Annotated in this window: 25 protein-coding genes and 1 tRNA gene; 12 read left to right on the forward strand and 14 right to left on the reverse strand. The window is 56.3% G+C overall.

Annotated features, from left to right (window positions below; translation table 11 throughout):
* Positions 1-96: 96 nt before the first annotated feature.
* The 5 genes from sctE to T370_RS0110585 all read right to left on the reverse strand — a co-directional run bounded on the left by sctE (position 97) and on the right by T370_RS0110585 (position 3214).
* Positions 97-1107 carry a type III secretion system translocon subunit SseC family protein gene (gene sctE, locus T370_RS0110565; protein WP_029435697.1) on the reverse strand — a complete coding sequence of 337 codons (1011 nt, stop codon included), beginning with the start codon at positions 1105-1107 and terminating at the stop codon, positions 97-99.
* Positions 1108-1114: 7 nt separating this feature from the next.
* On the reverse strand, positions 1115-1612 hold the full coding sequence (locus tag T370_RS0110570) for a SycD/LcrH family type III secretion system chaperone (protein WP_029435698.1): 498 nt from the start codon (positions 1610-1612) through the stop codon (positions 1115-1117).
* A 162-nt stretch (positions 1613-1774) separates the two neighbouring features.
* The gene (locus T370_RS0110575) at positions 1775-2317 is read right to left on the reverse strand and encodes a hypothetical protein (protein ID WP_005029260.1); all 543 of its coding nucleotides are present in this window, start codon (positions 2315-2317) and stop codon (positions 1775-1777) included.
* 25 nt (positions 2318-2342) lie between these two features.
* On the reverse strand, positions 2343-2903 hold the full coding sequence (locus tag T370_RS0110580; protein WP_029435699.1) for a hypothetical protein: 561 nt from the start codon (positions 2901-2903) through the stop codon (positions 2343-2345).
* Between the two features lie 20 nt (positions 2904-2923).
* Positions 2924-3214 carry a hypothetical protein gene (locus T370_RS0110585; RefSeq protein WP_005029257.1) on the reverse strand — a complete coding sequence of 97 codons (291 nt, stop codon included), beginning with the start codon at positions 3212-3214 and terminating at the stop codon, positions 2924-2926.
* A 394-nt stretch (positions 3215-3608) separates the two neighbouring features.
* On the opposite strand from T370_RS0110585, the gene sctW reads away from it, so the two are divergent.
* From sctW to T370_RS24325, 12 genes are all read left to right on the forward strand, one after another.
* On the forward strand, positions 3609-4733 hold the full coding sequence (gene sctW, locus T370_RS0110590; RefSeq protein ID WP_029435700.1) for a type III secretion system gatekeeper subunit SctW: 1125 nt from the start codon (positions 3609-3611) through the stop codon (positions 4731-4733).
* Positions 4733-5107 carry a type III secretion chaperone SycN gene (gene sycN / locus T370_RS0110595; RefSeq protein ID WP_005029253.1) on the forward strand — a complete coding sequence of 125 codons (375 nt, stop codon included), beginning with the start codon at positions 4733-4735 and terminating at the stop codon, positions 5105-5107. The genes sctW and sycN overlap by 1 nt, the downstream gene beginning before the upstream one ends.
* A gap of 42 nt (positions 5108-5149) precedes the next feature.
* The gene (gene sctX / locus T370_RS0110600; RefSeq protein ID WP_005029251.1) at positions 5150-5518 is read left to right on the forward strand and encodes a type III secretion apparatus assembly protein SctX; all 369 of its coding nucleotides are present in this window, start codon (positions 5150-5152) and stop codon (positions 5516-5518) included.
* A 1-nt stretch (position 5519) separates the two neighbouring features.
* Positions 5520-5927, forward strand: coding sequence for a type III secretion apparatus assembly chaperone SctY (gene sctY, locus T370_RS0110605; protein WP_005029249.1), 408 nt, complete (start codon positions 5520-5522; stop codon positions 5925-5927).
* A complete protein-coding gene (sctV, locus tag T370_RS0110610) occupies positions 5924-8011 on the forward strand; it encodes a type III secretion system export apparatus subunit SctV (protein WP_029435701.1) in 2088 nt (695 codons plus the stop codon). The genes sctY and sctV overlap by 4 nt, the downstream gene beginning before the upstream one ends.
* Positions 8012-8145: 134 nt before the next feature.
* Positions 8146-8409, forward strand: coding sequence for a type III secretion system export apparatus subunit SctS (gene sctS, locus T370_RS0110615; RefSeq protein WP_005029245.1), 264 nt, complete (start codon positions 8146-8148; stop codon positions 8407-8409).
* Between the two features lie 116 nt (positions 8410-8525).
* Complete coding sequence (gene sctT / locus T370_RS0110620) at positions 8526-9347, forward strand: type III secretion system export apparatus subunit SctT (protein WP_029435702.1); 822 nt, start codon at positions 8526-8528, stop codon at positions 9345-9347.
* Complete coding sequence (gene sctU / locus T370_RS0110625) at positions 9344-10384, forward strand: type III secretion system export apparatus subunit SctU (protein ID WP_029435703.1); 1041 nt, start codon at positions 9344-9346, stop codon at positions 10382-10384. Before sctT ends, sctU begins: the two co-directional genes overlap by 4 nt.
* Positions 10381-11733, forward strand: a complete 1353-nt coding sequence (locus tag T370_RS0110630; RefSeq protein WP_016360492.1) for a sigma-54 interaction domain-containing protein — start codon at positions 10381-10383, stop codon at positions 11731-11733. Before sctU ends, T370_RS0110630 begins: the two co-directional genes overlap by 4 nt.
* A 42-nt stretch (positions 11734-11775) precedes the next feature.
* Positions 11776-11852 (forward strand) — tRNA-Arg (locus T370_RS0110635).
* A gap of 465 nt (positions 11853-12317) precedes the next feature.
* Positions 12318-12935, forward strand: a complete 618-nt coding sequence (locus T370_RS24995) for a hypothetical protein (protein WP_156034399.1) — start codon at positions 12318-12320, stop codon at positions 12933-12935.
* 2 nt (positions 12936-12937) lie between these two features.
* Positions 12938-14065, forward strand: coding sequence for a helix-turn-helix domain-containing protein (locus T370_RS24325; protein WP_081847538.1), 1128 nt, complete (start codon positions 12938-12940; stop codon positions 14063-14065).
* A 51-nt stretch (positions 14066-14116) separates the two neighbouring features.
* Here T370_RS24325 and T370_RS0110645 read toward each other — a convergent pair whose 3' ends face one another.
* The 9 genes from T370_RS0110645 to T370_RS25385 form a co-directional block, all read right to left on the reverse strand.
* Positions 14117-14920, reverse strand: a complete 804-nt coding sequence (locus T370_RS0110645) for a DNA adenine methylase (RefSeq protein ID WP_248604247.1) — start codon at positions 14918-14920, stop codon at positions 14117-14119.
* The gene (locus T370_RS24330; RefSeq protein WP_156034400.1) at positions 14907-15083 is read right to left on the reverse strand and encodes a Com family DNA-binding transcriptional regulator; all 177 of its coding nucleotides are present in this window, start codon (positions 15081-15083) and stop codon (positions 14907-14909) included. Before T370_RS24330 ends, T370_RS0110645 begins: the two co-directional genes overlap by 14 nt.
* 358 nt (positions 15084-15441) lie before the next feature.
* Positions 15442-15669, reverse strand: a complete 228-nt coding sequence (locus tag T370_RS0110655) for a hypothetical protein (protein ID WP_029435706.1) — start codon at positions 15667-15669, stop codon at positions 15442-15444.
* Positions 15666-16607, reverse strand: coding sequence for an amidoligase family protein (locus tag T370_RS0110660; protein WP_029435707.1), 942 nt, complete (start codon positions 16605-16607; stop codon positions 15666-15668). Before T370_RS0110660 ends, T370_RS0110655 begins: the two co-directional genes overlap by 4 nt.
* Before the next feature lie 156 nt (positions 16608-16763).
* A complete protein-coding gene (locus T370_RS0110665; RefSeq protein ID WP_156034401.1) occupies positions 16764-17042 on the reverse strand; it encodes a hypothetical protein in 279 nt (92 codons plus the stop codon).
* Positions 17043-17180: 138 nt separating this feature from the next.
* Positions 17181-17543: a hypothetical protein gene (locus T370_RS0110670; protein WP_029435709.1), complete on the reverse strand. Its 363-nt coding sequence runs from the start codon at positions 17541-17543 to the stop codon at positions 17181-17183.
* A gap of 542 nt (positions 17544-18085) precedes the next feature.
* Positions 18086-18322 carry a hypothetical protein gene (locus tag T370_RS0110680; RefSeq protein ID WP_029435711.1) on the reverse strand — a complete coding sequence of 79 codons (237 nt, stop codon included), beginning with the start codon at positions 18320-18322 and terminating at the stop codon, positions 18086-18088.
* Entirely contained in the window at positions 18319-18882 is a 564-nt protein-coding gene (locus T370_RS24335) for a DUF4376 domain-containing protein (protein WP_248604248.1), read from the reverse strand. Before T370_RS24335 ends, T370_RS0110680 begins: the two co-directional genes overlap by 4 nt.
* Positions 18883-18894: 12 nt before the next feature.
* Positions 18895-19514 (reverse strand): hypothetical protein (locus tag T370_RS25385; protein WP_029435713.1); only part of this gene is annotated, 620 nt, incomplete at its 5' end.

A 19514-nucleotide genomic window follows, 5' to 3' on the forward strand; every position in this document is an offset into this window, starting at 1 on the left:
GAAACGCCGCATCCATCACGCGGCACAAGCCTCTTCCTCCGCACCCATCAACCGGAAAAACCGGAGTGTGGCGTGAGAGCACCGCCTTCCACCGCGCTAGGCCATCGTCGGCGCGACATTGGTCAAGATAGCCGTCTGCGATTCGGTACATCCTTCAATAATATTGTTGACGTCTTCGAGCATCTTTTCCGCGCGCTCCATGACGCCCTTCAGAAAATCAAGCTCCATATCCTGCGCCTGCTGGATGCGTTCCAGAATGGCTTCCAGCTCCTTGGTATCCGCATAGCTGGTGGAAATCTTGTAATCGTACACGGAACCGGCGATGTTCGTCGCCCCACTGCCCATCTGCACGACGCTGCTGGCGATGTTCGACGACTTGAGCGCAATGTCGGCCACCTTCGACAAGGTCTGCGCTGAGGTCGTGGCGGCGGAGCCGAAGGAGCCGCCCATAGTCAGCCCGATGCCCACGATGGTGATCGCAAGCTCGCAGGCCATGCCGACATACCCGGCGATGTCTTCCGGAACCCCGCACGCCTTCAATCCGGCGGCAATCCCGGCGCTGATGCTTACCTTGCCGTCGGTCGCCATACTCACGGCACTGTTGATGGACATAGTGAGCATTACGGCCCCGCCCGCGATAAGCAGCGGGTTCCCGGTTGCCGCCCCGGCCACGATTGTGGCGACGCTGGCTATCGCCCCGACGATCACGCCGACCCAGCTGAAAATCTTTTTGAAGACATCGAGGATACCTTTGGATTTCATGGAGTCGAGGCGATCCATGATCTCTTCCAGCTTCTTCTCGTTGATCTCGGCGCGCTCTTTTCCCTTGGCGTCGATGGAGGCCACGCCGTCTTTGGTGGCCTGCGTGCGCGTCTCGTTGCTGATCATCTGGGCCAGCGTTTCGAGCGAGAGCCCTCCCGCCGTGGGCGGGGCCAGCCTCGGCAAGTCTGAAGATGAGGATGACGCATTGGGGGAGGAAGACGGCAGATCCGGCAGCGTGATTTCCTGCAGGGCCTTCTTGATGGCCTCCTGGAGGTTGTTTACCTCAACGCCGCCGGCAAGCTCCATGAACTTCGAGCCGACCTGAAAACCAATGGAGTTGGGCATGGGAACCTCACTTCTCGGCTTGTTCGAGAATGGCGAGCATGGCCGAGGCTTTGCCTCGCGCGGCATCGTGTTCGGGATTGCCCTCTTCGCCCATCGAGAGCGCTACAACGAACGCGCCTTGGGCCTTTTCCCGATCCCCCATTTTGAGGTAACACATTCCGGCCTGAAGCACGGGCACGGGGCTGGCGAGCGCGCCCATCGCCGAACAAAGCCCGTAGGCGTCCACGGCTTCCTGATACTTGCCGTTGGCCTGACGGCTTCCGGCGAGCCCCATCCAGAAACGGGGATCGTTGTGATCGTACAGGCACAGCCCGGAAAAGACGGTTTCGGCGTCCTTGTAGTTGCCGGACGTGTACAGGTTATATCCAAGGCTATACAGTGATTCCAACATATCCTGAGAGACGTTGCATACGTCCCCGATGGTGGCGCCGTTCAGGACGGCCTTGACCATCGTCTCAAGCTCTTCCTGCGTATATTCGACCGCCGCACGTTTCTGTTCTGTCATGAAAAGCTCCTCGGGAACCGCCCCGCAACAGCGGGAAAAAGGGTGTTGGCGAAAGGTCAGCCCGCAGATCCGGGTACCCCCAAGCAACCGCCATCCGGTGAAGGGGCATCCCCCACATGTACGGGAACCATCCAGACGGGGCTGCCCCTGCGAAAGGGATCTTTACTGGCCGCGAGCCACGGCGGTAAGCGTCTGCATACCGGACTGGATAGCCGAGTTCGCGCCCTGCGTATACGAATTGTACTGGCCCATGAAGTCCTGCACATACACCATCTTGGTCTGGATATCCGTGCCGATGGTTTCCTGGTAGGCTTGCAGGGACTGAATGGCCACGTCCCACTCGTCCTTATTATGCAAGCTGTCCGCGGTTTCCTTTGTAGGCTTGCTGACTCCACCGGTGGTCAAATCATAGGTGAGATTGTTTTTATCCATAAACTCCCGGACATCCGCGGGCATTTCAGTGCATCCGCCGCTGTCCTTGGCCTGATTCTGGAGTTCGCGGCACCTCTGGAGCATATCGGCAACTTCCTTCTGTTCGGCCTGAGCCCCCTCGATTTGCTTGATGTAACCGAGGGCCGAATCCTTGGCCGAGGCGGCCAATTCCATCTGGAGCTTGGCGAAAATGAAGTTGACGCTTGTGCACGTGCCGAGGCTGCCTACACTGGAGACACTTCCCGAACCGCTGTTTCCGCTGACTGGATCCATATATCATTCTCCTTGGATACGTTATTTATTGCCCGCGGGCCACGCTGGTGAGCGTCTGCATACCGGACTGGATGGCCGAGTTCGCTCCCTGCGTGTACGAGTTGTATTGGCCCATGAAGTCCTGCACATAAACCATCAGCGTCTGGATGTCCGTACCGATGGTTTCCTGATATGCTTGAAGGGATTGGATTGCGACATCCCACTCGTCTTTGCCCAAAATATAATCTTTATCCGTGTTTGGGAAAGTTAATTCGTGCTGTTCCATAAACGTGGCCAGCTCTTTCGACATAGGGTAGCAATCTTTACCTGTCACGGTGACTCCATTGATGCTTTTTTGCCCTACGCCCGTACCATTTTCCCCCTCGTTCTGAGCTTGCCGAGCCTGCTGGAGCAAATCAGCTACTTCCTTCTGTTCGGCCTGCGCACTCTCGATCTGCTTGATGTAGCCGAGGGCCGAATCCTTGGCCGAGGCGGCCAGCTCCATCTGGAGCTTGGCGAAAATGAAGTTGACGCTTGTGCACGTGCCGAGGCTGCCCACGCTGGTGACGCTTCCCAATCCTCCAACTCCACCGGAACCCTGAACCATACTTTCCCCTATCTTAAAAATTAAAGACGGACGACACCGCGGCGGCCAGCGCCGGGGGCCTTGCCGGAAGGACGGTTATCCAGGGAGGCTTGCGCTTTGCGGGCTTCCCCGGCGCGCTTGGCCTCTTCCTTTGCTTTGGCGACGAGCGCTTCCACTTCCGGCGTCATCGCCTCCTGCTGCTTGAGATCGTCTTCCGTGAGCCCCATGCCCTTGAGCTGCGCATCAAATTTCTGGTTGAGGCGGGACAGCTCGTCCTTGAGGGCGTTGAGCTGTTCTTCCTGAGCCTGCATGTCTTTTTCCGTGAATGCCATGTCGTTGCTCCTGTTGTTGGTGCTTCATTTTTAGCATGTTCCGTGCCAAACAAACAAATACGAGGAATTTCGGCTCATCAAGCCTTTTTGCATGGTTTTCCGTGCGCAGAAAACAAACAATATTGGCACTATTTCGCCTTTACATCTACCAACATTGTTCTCATCCATTGATAAATCTTCTTTGACAACTACTACAGGCTATTACCCAAATCAATCAAAAAGGAGGCGCTTGTAAGACGTTGCGGCCTATGATACTCGCTAAGCGATGATTGGCATATTTCTCGCATGATTTCTTGCGGGCCGGTATGGATCGGTTCCCGGAATCACGTGTTCCCGCAGCCTCCAGGCACGGGGGCCGACTCATTTCCCGGCGGGGAGCCGGGCAGGAGGAGGCATGTCCATAGATTTTTCCGTCACCACTATGAGCCAGATGGCCGGAGGCGCAACCGCGTCGGCGGCGAGCTCTCTCGCCACGGGCTCACTCATGGGGAACGCCGCCGCGCAGGTGGAAGACCCCATGTCGCTGCTCGCCGATGCGGCCGAAGAACTGACCTTTGCGGCTGACACCACTGACGAATACGAACTTGAGGACCGCAAGGAGCGGGAACGCGCTGAAAGCGCCTATGCCGAGCGCGTCAAGCTCTATCAGGATCTCATGCATGAGGCGGGCAAGTCGCAGAACATCGATCGCCTGAAGGACAGCCTGCGCGCCCGCGAAGGCCGGGAAAAGGCCTCACGGGAGGCGCTTTACCGCTTTCCGGACCCGAGCGACGCCTATGCCGCCCTTTCCGAGGCGCTTGACGCCTTTTCGGATGATCCGTCCGTTGATCCTTCCGTTATTGAAGATATCCGGCAAGGGCTCGCCGAACTCGAAGCCGAACACGGCCCGCAGATCCGTTCGGGCATCCAAGGCGCGCTCGCCGCTGCCGGATATCCCGAACTGGACAGCGCGGACGGCCTGCGCGACCTGTACCGCCAGACCGTCTGCGACTTTACGGACGTCAACGCCGCCTTCACCCACATCCACGAGAAATACGGCGATGTGGGCTTCGGCAAGGCGATGGATTTCCTTTTCAACGCGCTGGGCAACGACCTCGCCACGGACGTACCGAGCATGGAAACCACCCATCTCGAAAGCGTCCACGCCACCCTCGAACAGGTGCGTCTCCTGCAAAGCACGCATGTCCAGTGCGAACGCCTGCTCCAGCGCTGGCAGGATGTCCACGGGGTCCAGTGCGGGCTTGCTCCGATGGAGTTGCTCGGCGATTTGGTTGACCTGCGCAAAGAACATTTCCTCGGAGCCATGCAGATCGATCGCATTGCCTCCAAGGCCAAGGCCCCGGATATCGAACGCGAAGTGCTGTTCCTTCAGGAACTCCTGAATATGGCCCGCAACCTGCCCGTCCAGCTTTTCGACGGCGAACAAGGCCGCATGAAGGTCATCGACGCCGTACAGGAATCCGTGGACGCCGCCATCCGGCGTGAAGACGAATACCTCGCCAGTTTGGGAGACGCGTGATGATCGAACGTGAAATCGCCGAATTCGGCAGACGCATGGGTATGCCCGCCTTTTCCCTTTCCCCTGCGGGGCTCGCCGCGCTCGACGTGGAGCGCCTCGGGCGGCTCCATCTGGAGCTTGCCGAAAACGCCGGGGAGCGTGAGCTGCTCGTCTACCTCGCGCGGGCCGTGCCGGAGTATGACGTGAAAGCCCCACGCCGCGTGCTCGAGCGCTGCCATTACCGGCACGCCGATCCCATGCCGCTGTCCGGGGGGGTGCACAAGGGCAATATTGTCCTTCTCACCCGTTTCCCCGAACGGCAGGCGACGGCGGCGGGCATCGAAAGGGCCGTCCAGTTCCTCAGCGGCGTCATGGATACCGTCGCCAAAGCCTGATTCCGCAACCTCGGTTTTCTTTACCGGCAAAGGAGGACAGCCATGCCGAGCATCAACCTTCTGGATCCTTCCCTCGGCATCCAGACCATCATGGAGAGCCCGGCGGCAACGCGCGGCGGCATCCCCGAGGCGAGGCCCCTCGCCTCCAATGTCCTGCGCGAGGCCGGGCTTGAGGAACTGTATTCCCCGTGCAACGCGCACCACCTCGTGGAGCAGGCGCTCTGCCCGGATGCGGGCGACGGCGACATCCTCCGCCCGGAGGTGTTTTCCGGCAACCTCGCGGGATGCCTGGAAGCCTTGAAGGATTCCGATGATCCCGCCGTCCGGGCGCTGGCCGACGGCGAACTGGCCCCGCTGCTTCAAAACAAGGAACTCCTCAACGCCTACATGGGCCTGATGATAGGGGGTTAAGGTGGCGCTTACGCAGGAACAGCGCAACACACTGTCCATTCTGGGATATCTGTATTACCGCATGGGGCGTCTGGACAATGCCGCCACGGTCTTCGCGGCGCTGGACAAGCTCGCCCCCGAAGGCATGGACGCCATTTCCCGGAGGGCCGCCGCCACGCTCGCGGCCATTGAAACGGATCGCGGCAATGCCGAAAAAGCCCTCCAGCTGCTGCACCGGGTCATGGACGGGCAAACCCTCTCCACCCGCCATGCCGCCCTGCACCTGCTCCGGGCACGCGCGCTCTGGCAGCAGGGGCGCAAGGATGAAGCGAGGGCCGCGGTCAACGAATACCTGTACCTCGCCGGCAACGGCCCGTCCGCGCAAGCGCTGGCCGAGCCCCCCTTCAACAGCATGGGCAAACGCGTATGAGCCTGTTCACCACGGCCCGTTCCGCCGTCGGCGTGGTCACGCGCCACAACGACATCAACATCGTCTTCCTGCTCGTCACCGTCATCGCGCTGATGATCATCCCGCTGCCCACGCCGGTGGTGGATACGCTCATCGGCGTGAACATGGCCCTGTCCTTCACCATCCTGATGATGACCATGTACGTGCGGACGGTGCTGGACTTCTCGGTCTTTCCCACGCTGCTCCTGTTCACCACCCTGTTCCGGGTGGGCCTCAACATCACGACCACGCGCCTGATCCTGCTTCAGGCGGACGCGGGCGAAATCATCTTCACGTTCGGCGAATTCGCCCTTGGCGGCAACTTTGTGGTCGGCGCGGTGGTCTTCCTCATCCTGACCATCGTGCAGTTCCTCGTCATAGCCAAAGGCGCGGAGCGCGTGGCCGAAGTCGGGGCGCGCTTCACTCTCGACGCCATGCCCGGCAAGCAGATGTCCATCGACGCCGACATGCGCGCCGGGGTCATCGACATGGAGGAGGCGCAGCGCCGCCGCGAGCGCATCAGTCAGGAAAGCCAGATGTACGGCGCCATGGACGGTGCCATGAAGTTCGTAAAAGGCGACTCCATCGCCGGGATGATCATCGCCGTCGTGAATATCGTGGGCGGCACGATCATCGGCATCACCCAGAACGGCATGACCGCCGGGGACGCCCTGCACACCTACGGCATCCTCACCATCGGCGACGGGCTGGTATCCCAGATCCCCTCGCTGCTCATCTCCATTTCGGCGGGCATCCTGATCACCCGCACCGGCGATTCCGACGACAACGTGGGCTCGCAGATCGGCCTCCAGATATTCGCCCAGCCCAAGGCGCTGCTCATGGCGGGCGGGCTGGTGTTCCTCTTCGCCCTCATCCCCGGCTTCCCCAAGCCGCAATTGTTCACGCTGGCGGCCCTCCTCGGCGGGCTCGGCTATGTGCTCAAGCGCGTCAACGAAACCCCGCAGGCCCCGGACGCCAAAGAGGAACTCTCCAAGTCGCTCACGCCCACGGCCCGCCCCAAGTCCCGCCCCGGCGCGGCGCGGGACGAGTTCGCGCCCACCGTGCCCATCATCCTCGATATCTCGGAGGACATGGGCGCATCCCTCGATTACGCTTCGCTCAATGAGGAGCTGGCGAACCTGCGCCGCGCGCTCTATTTCGATCTCGGCGTGCCCTTCCCCGGCATCAACATCCGGCCCAACCCCGGCCTGCCGGAGCTTTCCTACGTCCTGAACGTCAACGAAATCCCCATGTCGCGGGGGAAACTCGAAAAAGGCATGGTCATCGCCCGCGATACCAGCGAAAACCTGTCCATGCTTGGCGTGGAATTCAAGCTCGGTGAACGGTTCCTGCCCGACGTCGAGCCCCTCTGGGTCCCCGAGTCCAAGGCCGCGTCGCTGGAGCGCGTGGGCATCAGCATCATGAACCATGCGCGCATCCTCGCCTACCACCTTTCGCTGCTGCTCGCCCGGCACGCCTCATCGTTCCTCGGTATGCAGGAATCCAAGTACCTGCTCGACAAGATGGAGGAACGCGCCCCCGATCTGGTCCGCGAAGCCACCCGCCTGCTGCCCACGCAGCGTATTGCGGAAATCTTCCAGCGGCTGGTGCAGGAGCAGATATCCATCCGCGACCTGCGGAGCATCCTTGAAGCGCTCATCGAGTGGAGCCCCAAGGAAAAGGATACCGTCATGCTCACCGAGTACGTCCGCAGCGCCCTGAAGCGCCAGATCAGCTACATGTATTCGAAGGGGCAGAACATGCTGCCCGCGATCCTGCTGGACCCCTCGGTCGAGGAGACGATCCGCAAGGCCATCCGGCAGACCTCGGCGGGCGCGTTCCTTGCGCTTGATCCCGATACGACGCAGCGGTTCCTGCGCGCCGTGACCGAGTCCGCCGGGAAGTACACGGCCAACACGCAGAAGCCGGTACTCATGGCTTCCATGGATATCCGGCGGTATGTGCGCAGGCTTATCGAGGGCGAGCATTACGGCCTGCCCGTTGTTTCGTACCAAGAGGTCACGCCCGAGATTTCGATCCAGCCCGTCAGCAGGATCAGGTTGTAGAGAGAATCGGGTGAGGGGAAAGGGTATCCTTTCCCCTCACCCGTACCCCTCCCCTATCCCCCCAAACTTTTTGACTGGTGGGGAGGCCGCACGGCGGGAGTCCCGTCGGCGGAATCCCCGCGCCGGACAGCACTATGGAATCAGCCGCCATCGATTACGCCATGAAAGCGCTCTATCTGGTGCTCATGTTGTCGATGCCGCCCATCATCGTGGCCTCGCTCATCGGCATCCTGTTGAGCCTCATTCAGGCGATCACCCAGTTGCAGGAACAGACGCTGACCTTCGGCGTCAAGCTGCTGGCCGTGGTCCTAACCCTCTTCATCATGGGGGGCTGGCTCAGCGGCGAAATTCTCCGTTACGCCGACGATATTTTCAGCCGTTTTTATATGATACGCTGATTGGGCGAGGGCCGGGGAAAGCCCGGGGCGAAGAATGCGGCAAGAACACGAGGAGGCCAACGGCATCGCCGGACGGCACGTTGCAGAGCGGCCGGCATCCTCCACGGAGGCTTCATTTGGATTATCAGGCACTGTTCAACGAACTGCACCTTTTCGAGCAACTGCTGGCGCTGCTGGTGGGGATGCCCCGGCTGTTCATGCTCGTGCAGGTGGCCCCGTTCATGGGCGGGAACATCCTCACGGGGCAGTTGCGGACCACCGTGGTTTTTGCCTGTTATCTCATACTGCACCCCGCCATCGTCGCCAGCCTCCCCGAAACGCAGGGCCTCTCCTCCTCCACGTTCGCCCTGTACGGGGCCATCCTTGTCAAAGAAACGCTCATCGGGATGCTTCTCGGCTACCTGTCCGGCATGTTGTTCTGGACCATCCAGTGCGCGGGCTTCTTCATCGACAACCAGCGCGGCGCGTCCATGGCGGAAGGGGCCGATCCGCTGTCCGGCGAACAGACTTCGCCGCTCGGCTCGTTCTTTTTCCAGAGCGCCGTCTACCTGTTTTTTTCCACCGGCGCATTCCTCGCCCTGCTTGGCGTGGTTTACGCCTCTTACGAAATCTGGCCGGTCACGCAGCTCATCCCGCTCAGCGTGTTTAAGGACATCAACCTGCCGTTGTTCTTCGCCGGGCGCGTGAGCTGGCTTCTGCTCATGATGCTTCTGCTTTCCGGCCCCATCGTGGTGGCCTGCCTGCTCACCGACGTTTCGCTCGGGCTCATCAACCGCTTCGCTTCGCAGCTCAACGTGTACGTGCTTGCCATGCCCATCAAGAGCGGCGTCGCGGCCTTTCTGATGCTGTTCTATTTCATGATGCTGCTGTCGAACGCGACAGGATTGTTCGATGGGGTCAAGGCCGATTTCGAGCAGCTCAGGAGGCTGTTGCCGTGAGCGACAAAACCGAACAGCCAACACCGAAACGCCTCCGCGAATCGCGCGAGAAAGGGGATGTGTGCAAAAGCCAGGACGTGCCGTCGGCCCTGACCGTGCTCGCCTTGTCCGTCTATATTGTCGTGATGGGGGGGCAGCTGCTGGAATCGCTGCTGGCGATGATGGAGCTTCCCATGAAGCTGTTGTCCACGCCCTACGCCGAGGCCGCGCCGCGCGCCGCCGAAGCCACGTTCCACATAGCTGTTTCTATCGTCGCCCCGCTCGTCGGCCTCGTCATGGCCGTGGCCCTCGTCGCCAACCTCGGACAGGTGGGTATACTGTTCGCCTTCAAGGGAGCCATGCCCAAGCTCGAAAACGTAAGCCCGTCCAAATGGTTCCAGAAGGTTTTCTCCATGAAGAACCTTGTGGAGTTCCTCAAGAACATCATCAAGGTGACGGTGCTCGGCGTTACGGTCTGGGTTGTCATGCGGGATCATCTGCCGACGCTGTTCGCCATCCAGCGGGGGACGATCTGGACCATGTGGGAAGTCCTCGGGATGGCTGTCAAAGACCTGTTGCTCATGGCGGCGGGCGTCTTCTGCGTCATCGCCGCCGTGGACTATCTTTTTCAGAAATGGCAGTACACCAAGAACCATATGATGTCGAAAGATGAAGTCAAACGGGAGTACAAGGAGATGGAGGGCGACCCGCAGGTGAAGGGCAAGCGCAAACAGCTCCATCAGGAAATGCTCTCCCAAAACGCGCTGGGCAACGTGCGCAAAGCGAAGGTGCTCGTGACCAACCCGACCCATTACGCCGTGGCGCTGGATTACGAAAAAGACAGGACGCCGCTCCCGGTTATCCTTGCCAAGGGCGAAGGGTTCCTCGCCCAGCGCATGATACGGGTGGCGCAGGAAGAAGGCATCCCGATCATGCGGAATGTGCCGCTGGCCCGCAGCCTTTTTGAAAACGGGACGGAAAACGCCTACATCCCCAAGGATCTCATTGGCCCGGTGGCCGAAGTACTGCGCTGGGTGCAGTCCCTCCAGCGGCAATGACGAACGCACAGGAAACGAACGTGAAGCAAGAACCTCTCTCCGAACAGGCGTTTCTGGATACCCTGATCAACCTTTGCGACGATCTGGCTTGGGGCCGCCCCGCCAGCGAGGACAGGCTGTTCGCCCTCACCAAGGAAGGCGCGGGCCCAAAGAATTATGTCCGGCTCGCGGAAGCCTTCGGTATGATGCTGGTCAAGGTGGAAAGCCGGGAGTACCACCGCTCACAGCTCATTGCGGATCTGAAAACCCGCAACGCCGAGCTGGAGGAAGCGCACAGGCTCCTCGCCGAGCGCAACACGCATCTGATGCGGACCATTCAGGAAAACTACCAGACCAAGAAGATCGTGGGCCAATGCGAGGCCATGCGGAAGGTCATTCAGCTTGCCCTGACCATCGCCCGCCGCCCCATCAATACGCTTATCCTCGGCCCCACCGGGGCTGGGAAAGAAGTCATCGCCAAGGCGATCCATTTCAACTCGCCCCGGCGCGAAGGGCCGTTTGTAGCGGTCAACTGCACGGCCATCCCCGACTCGCTGTTTGAAAGCGAGATGTTCGGCATCGAAAAAGGCATCGCCACGGGCGTCAACGCGCGTAAGGGCCTCATTGAGGAAGCTTCGGGGGGCACGTTGTTTCTCGACGAGCTGGCGGACATGACCTTGCCCAATCAGGCCAAGCTGCTCCGGGTTTTGGAGGAGCGCGAAGTCCTGCGCGTGGGCAGTTCCAAACCCGTGAGCGTGGACATCAAGCTCATCGCCGCCACCAATGCCAATCTGGAAGAAGCCGTCCGCAAGGGCAACTTTCGGGAAGATCTCTATTACCGCATCAATGTGGCGGAAATCAGGGTTCCTCCCCTGCGAGATCGCGGAGATGACATCCTTTTGCTGGCACAGCTTTTTCTTGAGCGCCATTGCGCCTATATGGGACGGCCCCGGCTTTCGCTCTCTCCCGCCGTGTGCAGGCAGCTTCTGCAATACGGCTGGCCCGGTAATGTGCGGGAATTGAATAACGAAATGGAACGCGCCGCCTCTCTGACGATCGGCAACCGTGTGGAGCTTTCCGATCTCTCCACGCGTATCGTGCCGGATGAAGTCAGATGCCACCTTCTCGAGACGGAACCGCTCATCAGCCGGGATGGGGCAGATACCCCTCGGGAGGAAACGCCAACGGCGCAGAACTACAACCTGCAAGAAATGGAGCGCAAACTCATCCTTGATGTGCTGAACAAAACCGGCGGCAACAAGAGCAAAGCCGCGGAACTGCTTGGCATCACACGGGAAGGACTCCGGAAAAAACTCCTGCGCATGGGCATCAACGACAAAGAACTCCCCCACGACGACGGCAAGGCTTGACATTCACCGGCCTGAACACCTAAAACAACACGTTCCTAACGCGCGCCCGTAGCTCAGTCGGATAGAGCGACAGCCTCCTAAGCTGTAGGCCACAAGTTCGATTCTTGTCGGGCGCACCAGAAAATTCAGCCTCTTAGAGACACTCTCTAAGGGGCTTTTCTTTTTGCAAGCCCTTTTATCCCGCTCTTATCCCGCTATTTTAGATGAACCAATGGGAAATTTTCAGATAGATTGGTGTGAGGAGTCACCCAAGATGAGAATCTGTTGCAGCCAACTTGAGAATGTGAACTTGTGAAAAATCCAATTGGCACGATGTTTGGATATGACGAAAAAAGGCTCCAGTTTTTGGAGCCTTTTTTCGTTCGTCAGAAGTTCTGGATCAGTACTTCACCCCCTTCCAAATTCTTGCCGTTCGAGTAGGCGTAGTTGACCCGAGCCTCCTCAAAGAGGAACTTGTGACCTCCCACCCCGACCCCCTAAAGACCGTAAAAACTCTTGACAACCTCAACAATCCTTTTTAAAGTTTAAAAAAAATAATTATTTCTACATTATGTTTATTTTCAAAAAAGGATGAATTGAGTTTTATGGTTAAATTTATTGACTATTTTTTAAAAACAATGCCAGAAAACTTTTTCCCCACACTCATAACCTACCTAAGCCGGGAATACTCAATAGCCGCAAATGAGGCCGGACGATTCCATTCTGCACAGCAACGGCATCAAAATCTGTCTCTACGCCAAAGGGATGCTGGAGATCTTGCTCTTCAAGAAACATTTGAAATTTTTAAGTGTCCAAACATTTCATTACGCTCTAAAATGACACGTAATTCAAGCTATACTTATATGATGGGAACTGTCGAGTCTGCATGCCTTACCATGCATAGATTACCCTATCGCGATGCAAGCTTGCGAACTGCAAAGTTTCGGTGTAAGCACGCGCTGAGTAATCAGTTTTTTCTCTCAAAAGAGTTAATGCCTAAAGAGGAACAAGTCCCCTATATCATTATGCTTCATGGCCCTGAAACTAAGCATGGAGAAGAGTTAGGTTTTTTAAAATTAGCCCTGCCTGATAGGCGGGCTGTATCTTTTTTAGAAATAATTTCGCTTCCCCTAACCCTTGGCAATACGGGACTTGGTACAGAGCCAGAGGAAGACCTCCCTATTGCTACTCCAAAACCCAAAGAAATTCGAAAAATGGCATAATCATGGCAAGCTTCATCAAAGAACGTTTGCGGCAAGCGCGGGAACTACGGGGCCTAACAAAGACCTCTCTCTCTATGCTTTCCCAAGTATCTGTGATGTCCCTCTCTCATTATGAATCCGGGACACGGGAGCCGCGTCAAGACTCCCTGACTAGATTAGCAAACGCGCTCTCCCTTCCCGAAAGTTTTTTTTGTAAGCCCATGCCAGATCGACTCGAAACTCCTGTTTATTTTCGAGCATTGCGGCGACAAAAAAAGATATTCCAAGAACAATGGGAACAGCATAGCGCACTATTAGATGAGTTACTTGATGAAATTCTTAATTACGTTGATATCCCTAAACTTAATATTCCTCAACTCTCTTTGGGAGAGCACTGGGCAACTGTTGAAAAAAACAAGATAGAACAAGCTGCATATAAAACACGGGAACTGTTGGGTTTAAAATTTGGTCCAATTCCCAACATGATAAAGTTACTTGAAAACAATGGATGTCTAGTTGTTCGACTAGATATGGATTCCAGCGAAGATGGTTTTTCACGTTGGTTACATGGAGGCACCATTCCTGTTGTATTTTTATCAAAAAATACAACAGCATATAGAGATAGAATGAGCATGGCCCACGAATTAGGGCATCTTGTTTTACATAGACATATAACTCCTGCAGATACAAATCTCAAAATAATTGAGGAGCAGGCGTGGTTATTTGCATCAGCGTTTCTTATGCCTGAAAAAGGGTATGCGAGGGATTTTTCTTACGCCAGCTTAGATACTTTTCGTATTTTAAAACAAAAATGGAAAATTTCAATTGCTGCTCAAGTCAGGCGTTGTCTCCAGTTAAATATTATTTCTGAACAAGCTCACAAGAATATTCAAATAAATCTTTCTCGCAAAGGTTGGAGGACCTGTGAACCATATGATGAAACAACACCTTTAGAGGCTCCAAATCTATTAGAAGCTAGTGCTGATATTATTTTTAAACAGCTATGTATTTCTTTAGAACAAATATCAAATTTAGGCGCTTTAGATGTAATCAGACTATTAGGTCTTGAACAGACATATTTCGATAGAATTGGAGATGAACGTATTTTACCTAAAAATAAAATTTTAAAATTTACTAAATATGAAAAATAAAAATTAGCCCTCTTCAATGATTGAAGAGGGCTTTTGTTGTTAAATATGATATTAATTTATACTAAAATTCCGGATCAGGACTTCCCCGCACTTTAGATTTTTGCCGTTCGAGCAGGTGTAGTTGACCTCCGCCTCCTCGAATCGGAACGCCTTGAATGTCTCTCGGACGCCGGGCGTGTCGTTCAGGGACAGGATGAATTTCCCCTGCACGCCCTCCAGCAGATCCGCCAGCTTGCCGAAGTCCTCCCGGCTGAAGAATCCCTTGCCGTAGTAATCCTCACAGTCCCAGTACGGAGGATCGATGTAAAAGAAGGTGGTGGGCTTGTCATAACGCCGGATGACCTCGTGGTACGGCAAGCATTCCACATACGCCCGTGCCAAGCGCAGATGTGCGGCGGAGAGTGTCTCTTCAATGCGGAGCAGGTTGAGCTTCGGGCCGCGCACGGCGGCGTATCCAAAGGATGGGTTGGTAATGCGCCCGCCAAAGCATTGCTGCTGCAGGTAGTAGAACCTCGCCGCCCGCTGGATGTCCGTCAGCGTGTCGGGTTCGACCCGTTTCAGGCGCTCAAACTCGTCCCTGCTCACTAACACCCACTTGAAATAGCGGACGAATTCTTCCAGATGATGCTGGATGCATCGGTAAAAAGTCACCAGCTCCCTGTTGATGTCGTTGATAACCTCGACCTCGGACTCCGGCTTCCGGAACAGTACCCATGCCGCGCCCGCGAAAGGCTCGACGTAGCAGATGTGCTCGGGAATGGCGGCGACAATGCGCTTGGAGAGCTGGAACTTGCCGCCCATCCAGCCAGCCAGAGGCGAGCGGATGGGCTTGAAACCTTCGTTATCTTGCGTCACTCATCATCTCGGTTCGACCTTCTCGCGGCTCTGGTCTGGCGCTCACGGCTCGCAGGAAGTTGTACGCCTTGCAGCGTGGACATTTGAGTTCGAGAACCAGAGCCTCGCCCTTTGCCAGCAGTTTTCCACACTTGTGACACCGGATCTCCTTCAGCTCAGTCATTTTGCCAGTCCTTTGCAGCTTGCACCGGACTCCGGCCTCTGATAGCGTGACTGCGCCCTATCCGTGGGCAATCACGCAGGCGGAATCACTGCGGGCATCTCGCTTATGTCCGTGGTGCCGTGGGGAGCTACGTCCACTCAGCCGGACGTCTCTCCGGAGGGGGCATCACAACTGCCCCCTCCTCTGCCGTCTGAAACTTTCCCAAAAAAGAAAGCCTCTGGCGCGTACCATGACGCAAACCAGAGGCGTTTTCCGGAATCCTCGCAAGCTGTGCAAAGTATTTTTCAGCCGTGCAAGATACTTGTGTTTTTCTCAGTTATCCCGTATAATCCATTGAAGATTTGGGGATATTGGGGACTCACTCAACCGGCGTGATGAATCCGGCGGCGATGAGATCTTCAATGTGCTCCTCTATCGTTGTGCATCGTATTATGCTGCCGCTGTAGATTTGCGCCCGTTTTGCGGAATCCTTCATCCAGTCCTCCAGTGTTTCCGCTGGCGTCATCACCATCTCGTTCATGATTTCCGCCAGTTGGCGGGGGCTGTCCGCCCCCACGATCTTCCCGTTCAGCATCCTGTATTTCATCTTCCCTCCCTCGCCGCAAATACGGCAGTACGGTTTCTGTAAAATTCCGCTATGTTGGCGTCTATTCCGTCAAAAAGTCCGATGGTGAGCGTCGTCGGCTCGTTGCCGATGAGCTTGTATCCGGGCTTACCGTCCAGCTTTATCGCTCCGATCTGAAGCCCCGTGCGGCGAAGGCGGGCTACCGTGGCGCGAGCCGTATGCGGAAGCCATCCAAAGTGCTCCTGCAGGGCCTCCAGCGTCACCGGGCCTTCGGCGAGTATCGCGGCAAGCCGTCCCTGTACCCCGCCGCGCACCGCAATCTCCGCGCTGGCTGGCCTTCGGCAGGTTTCGACAAACTGTTGCAGGAAAAGCACCCAGTTTGTAACCTTCGCTGCGTTTATTGTCCCGCTATGCTGGCGGAATTCAATCGTTTTGTGGACATAGTAGCTCTGCAGGTTGACCTTGAAGTAGCGCCCGCCCTGCGCGTTGACGAGGTCGCGTATCGTCCCGGCGCTCCGGAAGCGTTCGCTTCGCGCCAGTTGCATCACGCTGCTGCAGTACACATTGCTGTTTCCTCGGCGGCTCGGCGGCATAAAGGCGTCTATCTCGCTTTCGTGGTCTGCATAGCGGGTGACGATGGCCCGGATGTCGTTCGCAGTCAAGTCTCCGGCGTCAAGGTGGACATGGTATCCGCAACTCCGGTTCGCCGTAGCTCCCATGTCATCCAATGCGGTTGCGGCCTTGCGAACTTCATCAAGCCCGGCCTCATCCTGCAGAACGGGGCTGACAACCTCGAATCCTCCCATCACGCTGGAGTCGCTGACGATCTTCCAGTGCCTACGAGTCTCGTGATTATATCCTTCTTCGCGTACCGTAATGCCCACTCCGGTAAGGGCCCTTACCGCCTGTTCCCGGGTGATTCCGACCAGCTCCAGCTCGACTCCAAACTTGCGATCCATATCACTAACCCCTTGGTTTGTATTTCGTTTCCGCTCCGTGGCGTGGTTGTGTGTTCGCTCTTGTTGCGGATGGATGCAAGTCTTTTCTTACTGATTTTAAAGAATTTTTTAGTTCTGATGCGGCCCCCTCCGATGTTCTGGAGGGGGCCGGTTCCGTTATGCCGCGTTAGGGAAGTAGACGATGTACCCAAGCCCCATCGAATCGACGCGGCTTGTCCCAAGCATATCGCCAAGCTCGTAGGGGGTAACCTCTTCAGTTTCGCTGACAAAGTCAGCAAGTGCGAGGGCAAGCTCAAACGGCTGGAGGTCGTCATTCACGGTTATGCCGGGGCATGTTCTCCCGTACATGCATCTCCCTGAATAATCAGGGTAAAAAGTAACTTCGCCTTCATATGCATTGCAGAAATTTTCGAGAGCCTTTGCTACATTAAACATTTCAACACCTTGTTTTTATTTGTTTTTGTTCGTTTCCGTGGTTGTGTGTTCGCTCTTGTTGCAAAGAGATGCAAGTCATTTCTTGCTGATTTCAAAGGATTTTTAAGGGCGGGGAAGTACCCCGCCCACCCCTTTTGCTTACGCCGCCTTGCCTAAAATGCTCTTCAGGCTCCGCTCAAAGTCTTCGGTTTCGTAGCTCCAGTCCTCAAGTATCCCCCGGAAAGCGGCATCCTGTTTGTCAACCGGCAAGCCGAGGGCGTATACCGGCATCCCCATCGAAAAAGCCATGCTCATCTGTATGATGGCTCCAATCGTGGGATTTCCAAGATGGATCACCTTGGATATATTTTGGGTCAGCGCCACCTGCACCAGTTCTATGACGTTATCACTATCCGACTCGATCTTTATGAGGTTCCAGTCTGGGAGCGTCTTTTTCACCCAAGCTGAGAAAATTTGGTTGGCGAAATGGTTTGTTTCCGTTTCGATTAAAAAAATGTTCATCTTTATCTCCTTAACTTGTCGTTGTTGTTTGCCTTTTGTTCCTTTCCGTGGTTGTGTGTTCGCTCTTGCTGCAAAGAGATGCAAGTCATTTCTTGCGATAACCAGATGTTTTTACACAAAAAAAGCCGGGATTACTCCCGGCCTTCATGTGGCTCTCATATGTACCCCCGTCATTCCGCAGACATGATAAAGCTCCCTCGGTAGACGGGCATATCTTGCTGATCGTCTTGCTGCTCGGCAGAGATCAGGGCGCAGCGCCCCAGACGGTACGCGCACTGGCTGCAGTCTTCACTGCATGCGGCACCTGCGGCATCCTTGCAGACAGAAGAATTTTCGGTGGCCTCTTCGGGAGCGGCCCAGAGCCATCCCAAGCACTTGTCTCCAAGACATCGCCGTCCGATATTGTACGGACACCATCCGTTGTTTACTGCATTATACTGGGTGATTAGACTCATAACCGCCTCCTCGTGACCGGACACTAGCTCTGTGTCCATACGAGTCAACATCAAATTGCAGCGATTGCACAACGAATCGAGAGACCATTATACTCTCCGCAATTCCGGCGGCGACTGTCTCCCCTCCCTCTCGCTCTCGTAACTGCTCTTGCAGTGTTCCCTCTGCCAGAAGAACAGCCCGTCCACGAGCTTGCGGGGCCACGCTCTCACCCCGTCCCGCGCCCAGCGGTAACAGCGCGAGGACAGGGTCTCGTCGGGCCAGTCCATGAATAGCGTATTGATGAGCTGGTCGACGGCGATCAACGTTCGTTTTCCGTAGGTCATGCGGCTTCAATCTCTTCCGGCGTGGTCGCGGCCTCCACAGCCGCCTTACGTTCCCCGCCGCGCTGCATCGTCCCGTTCTTGTGCCGCATAGCCCCGCCAGCATAGAGCGCGAGGAAGCCCGATGCGTCGAACGTCAGCCGCACCAGCTCATTGCCCGGCACCGTGTAGGCGTTCCACATTACGGAGTCGGGCAGGCCCGGCATCCCCGCCTGTTTCATGATGCAAACGTTCGCCGTATCCGCAAAATTCTGCTGGTCAAAGGTGTCATAGCTGAAATGATAGGTGACTCCGCCCACGGCATAGTCGAACCCGGAAGCAATGGCGGCGGACGTTTCAGCGTCGATCCATGCCTTCTTCGCTGCTTTCAGTTCATCAAGCGTGGGTACATAAGGCTTTTCTTCGGTCACGCATTCAGGGTGCGCCTCGGCATAGGCAAATGCCTCGTCCCATTCTTCCGCGAATTCGGCAGAGTAGGGATAGACATGGTAGGGCATACCATTTTTCGTGATGACGTATGAGTCGTCAAAAGTGCGGTGGATGATTTGCGAAAAATCAATCATTTTAACCTCTTTTTATGCAACACGAGCACAAAGCCCGGCGACCATGTAGTCTGTGGGTGCGTTCGGGATTACTGTGCCCCCGGCAATATTGGGGTAGTGCTTCACAGCGCCTTTGCCGCCACTGTCGTTGAAGCAGATACACACGACATTATATGTACCACCGAGCGGCACTGTGATTTGTGGACCTGAGAGATTGACGACCCATTGCACTGCCGAACCTGCTAGATATACTTGTCCAGCACTGTTTGCATAGTTGACGGAAAGGGCACTTTCGGCCTTGCCGTTCATCGCCCCAGAGTCCCTTGCATACGCTACGGAGAGGGCCGATTCAGCTTTGCCGCCAAGCGCATTCGCACTCCCGGCGGTATCTGCGTATCCGGCGGTATCGGCTTTCGCATGTATTACACGGCCATCCATATATGCCTCCCCCGTGTCCGGGGAAAAACGAAATGAATACCCTTCCTTGCCACGCGCCCCAGAGAGCACGATTACCCTTCTTCCGCCGTCAACAACCTGTTTTATTTGTATGTCGTTGATTTGGAGAGGGCTATCCGCCACAAGTTCTCTCGTGCCGTCTTCATAAGTCACAGCAGCAATGGACGTGATATGTCCACTGCTATTTTTTGAATAGA

Source organism: Bilophila wadsworthia ATCC 49260 (genome assembly GCF_000701705.1).
Classification (GTDB): Bacteria; Desulfobacterota; Desulfovibrionia; order Desulfovibrionales; family Desulfovibrionaceae; genus Bilophila; species Bilophila wadsworthia.

Excerpts from the sequence above, each read along its gene's own strand:
- T370_RS0110580 (WP_029435699.1), bottom strand. The coding sequence starts at position 2,903 with ATGGTTCAGGGTTCCGGTGGAGTTGGAGGATTGGGAAGCGTCACCAGC.
- T370_RS0110655 (WP_029435706.1), bottom strand. The coding sequence starts at position 15,669 with ATGAAATACAGGATGCTGAACGGGAAGATCGTGGGGGCGGACAGCCCC.
- sctE (WP_029435697.1), bottom strand. The coding sequence starts at position 1,107 with ATGCCCAACTCCATTGGTTTTCAGGTCGGCTCGAAGTTCATGGAGCTT.
- sctX (WP_005029251.1), top strand. The coding sequence starts at position 5,150 with ATGCCGAGCATCAACCTTCTGGATCCTTCCCTCGGCATCCAGACCATC.
- sycN (WP_005029253.1), top strand. The coding sequence starts at position 4,733 with ATGATCGAACGTGAAATCGCCGAATTCGGCAGACGCATGGGTATGCCC.
- T370_RS24995 (WP_156034399.1), top strand. The coding sequence starts at position 12,318 with ATGGTTAAATTTATTGACTATTTTTTAAAAACAATGCCAGAAAACTTT.
- T370_RS0110575 (WP_005029260.1), bottom strand. The coding sequence starts at position 2,317 with ATGGATCCAGTCAGCGGAAACAGCGGTTCGGGAAGTGTCTCCAGTGTA.
- T370_RS0110630 (WP_016360492.1), top strand. The coding sequence starts at position 10,381 with ATGACGAACGCACAGGAAACGAACGTGAAGCAAGAACCTCTCTCCGAA.
- T370_RS0110665 (WP_156034401.1), bottom strand. The coding sequence starts at position 17,042 with ATGTTTAATGTAGCAAAGGCTCTCGAAAATTTCTGCAATGCATATGAA.
- T370_RS24335 (WP_248604248.1), bottom strand. The coding sequence starts at position 18,882 with ATGATTGATTTTTCGCAAATCATCCACCGCACTTTTGACGACTCATAC.
- T370_RS0110670 (WP_029435709.1), bottom strand. The coding sequence starts at position 17,543 with ATGAACATTTTTTTAATCGAAACGGAAACAAACCATTTCGCCAACCAA.
- T370_RS0110660 (WP_029435707.1), bottom strand. The coding sequence starts at position 16,607 with ATGGATCGCAAGTTTGGAGTCGAGCTGGAGCTGGTCGGAATCACCCGG.
- T370_RS0110570 (WP_029435698.1), bottom strand. The coding sequence starts at position 1,612 with ATGACAGAACAGAAACGTGCGGCGGTCGAATATACGCAGGAAGAGCTT.
- sctV (WP_029435701.1), top strand. The coding sequence starts at position 5,924 with ATGAGCCTGTTCACCACGGCCCGTTCCGCCGTCGGCGTGGTCACGCGC.
- T370_RS0110680 (WP_029435711.1), bottom strand. The coding sequence starts at position 18,322 with ATGACCTACGGAAAACGAACGTTGATCGCCGTCGACCAGCTCATCAAT.
- T370_RS24330 (WP_156034400.1), bottom strand. The coding sequence starts at position 15,083 with ATGACTGAGCTGAAGGAGATCCGGTGTCACAAGTGTGGAAAACTGCTG.
- T370_RS0110585 (WP_005029257.1), bottom strand. The coding sequence starts at position 3,214 with ATGGCATTCACGGAAAAAGACATGCAGGCTCAGGAAGAACAGCTCAAC.
- sctW (WP_029435700.1), top strand. The coding sequence starts at position 3,609 with ATGTCCATAGATTTTTCCGTCACCACTATGAGCCAGATGGCCGGAGGC.
- sctS (WP_005029245.1), top strand. The coding sequence starts at position 8,146 with ATGGAATCAGCCGCCATCGATTACGCCATGAAAGCGCTCTATCTGGTG.
- T370_RS24325 (WP_081847538.1), top strand. The coding sequence starts at position 12,938 with ATGGCAAGCTTCATCAAAGAACGTTTGCGGCAAGCGCGGGAACTACGG.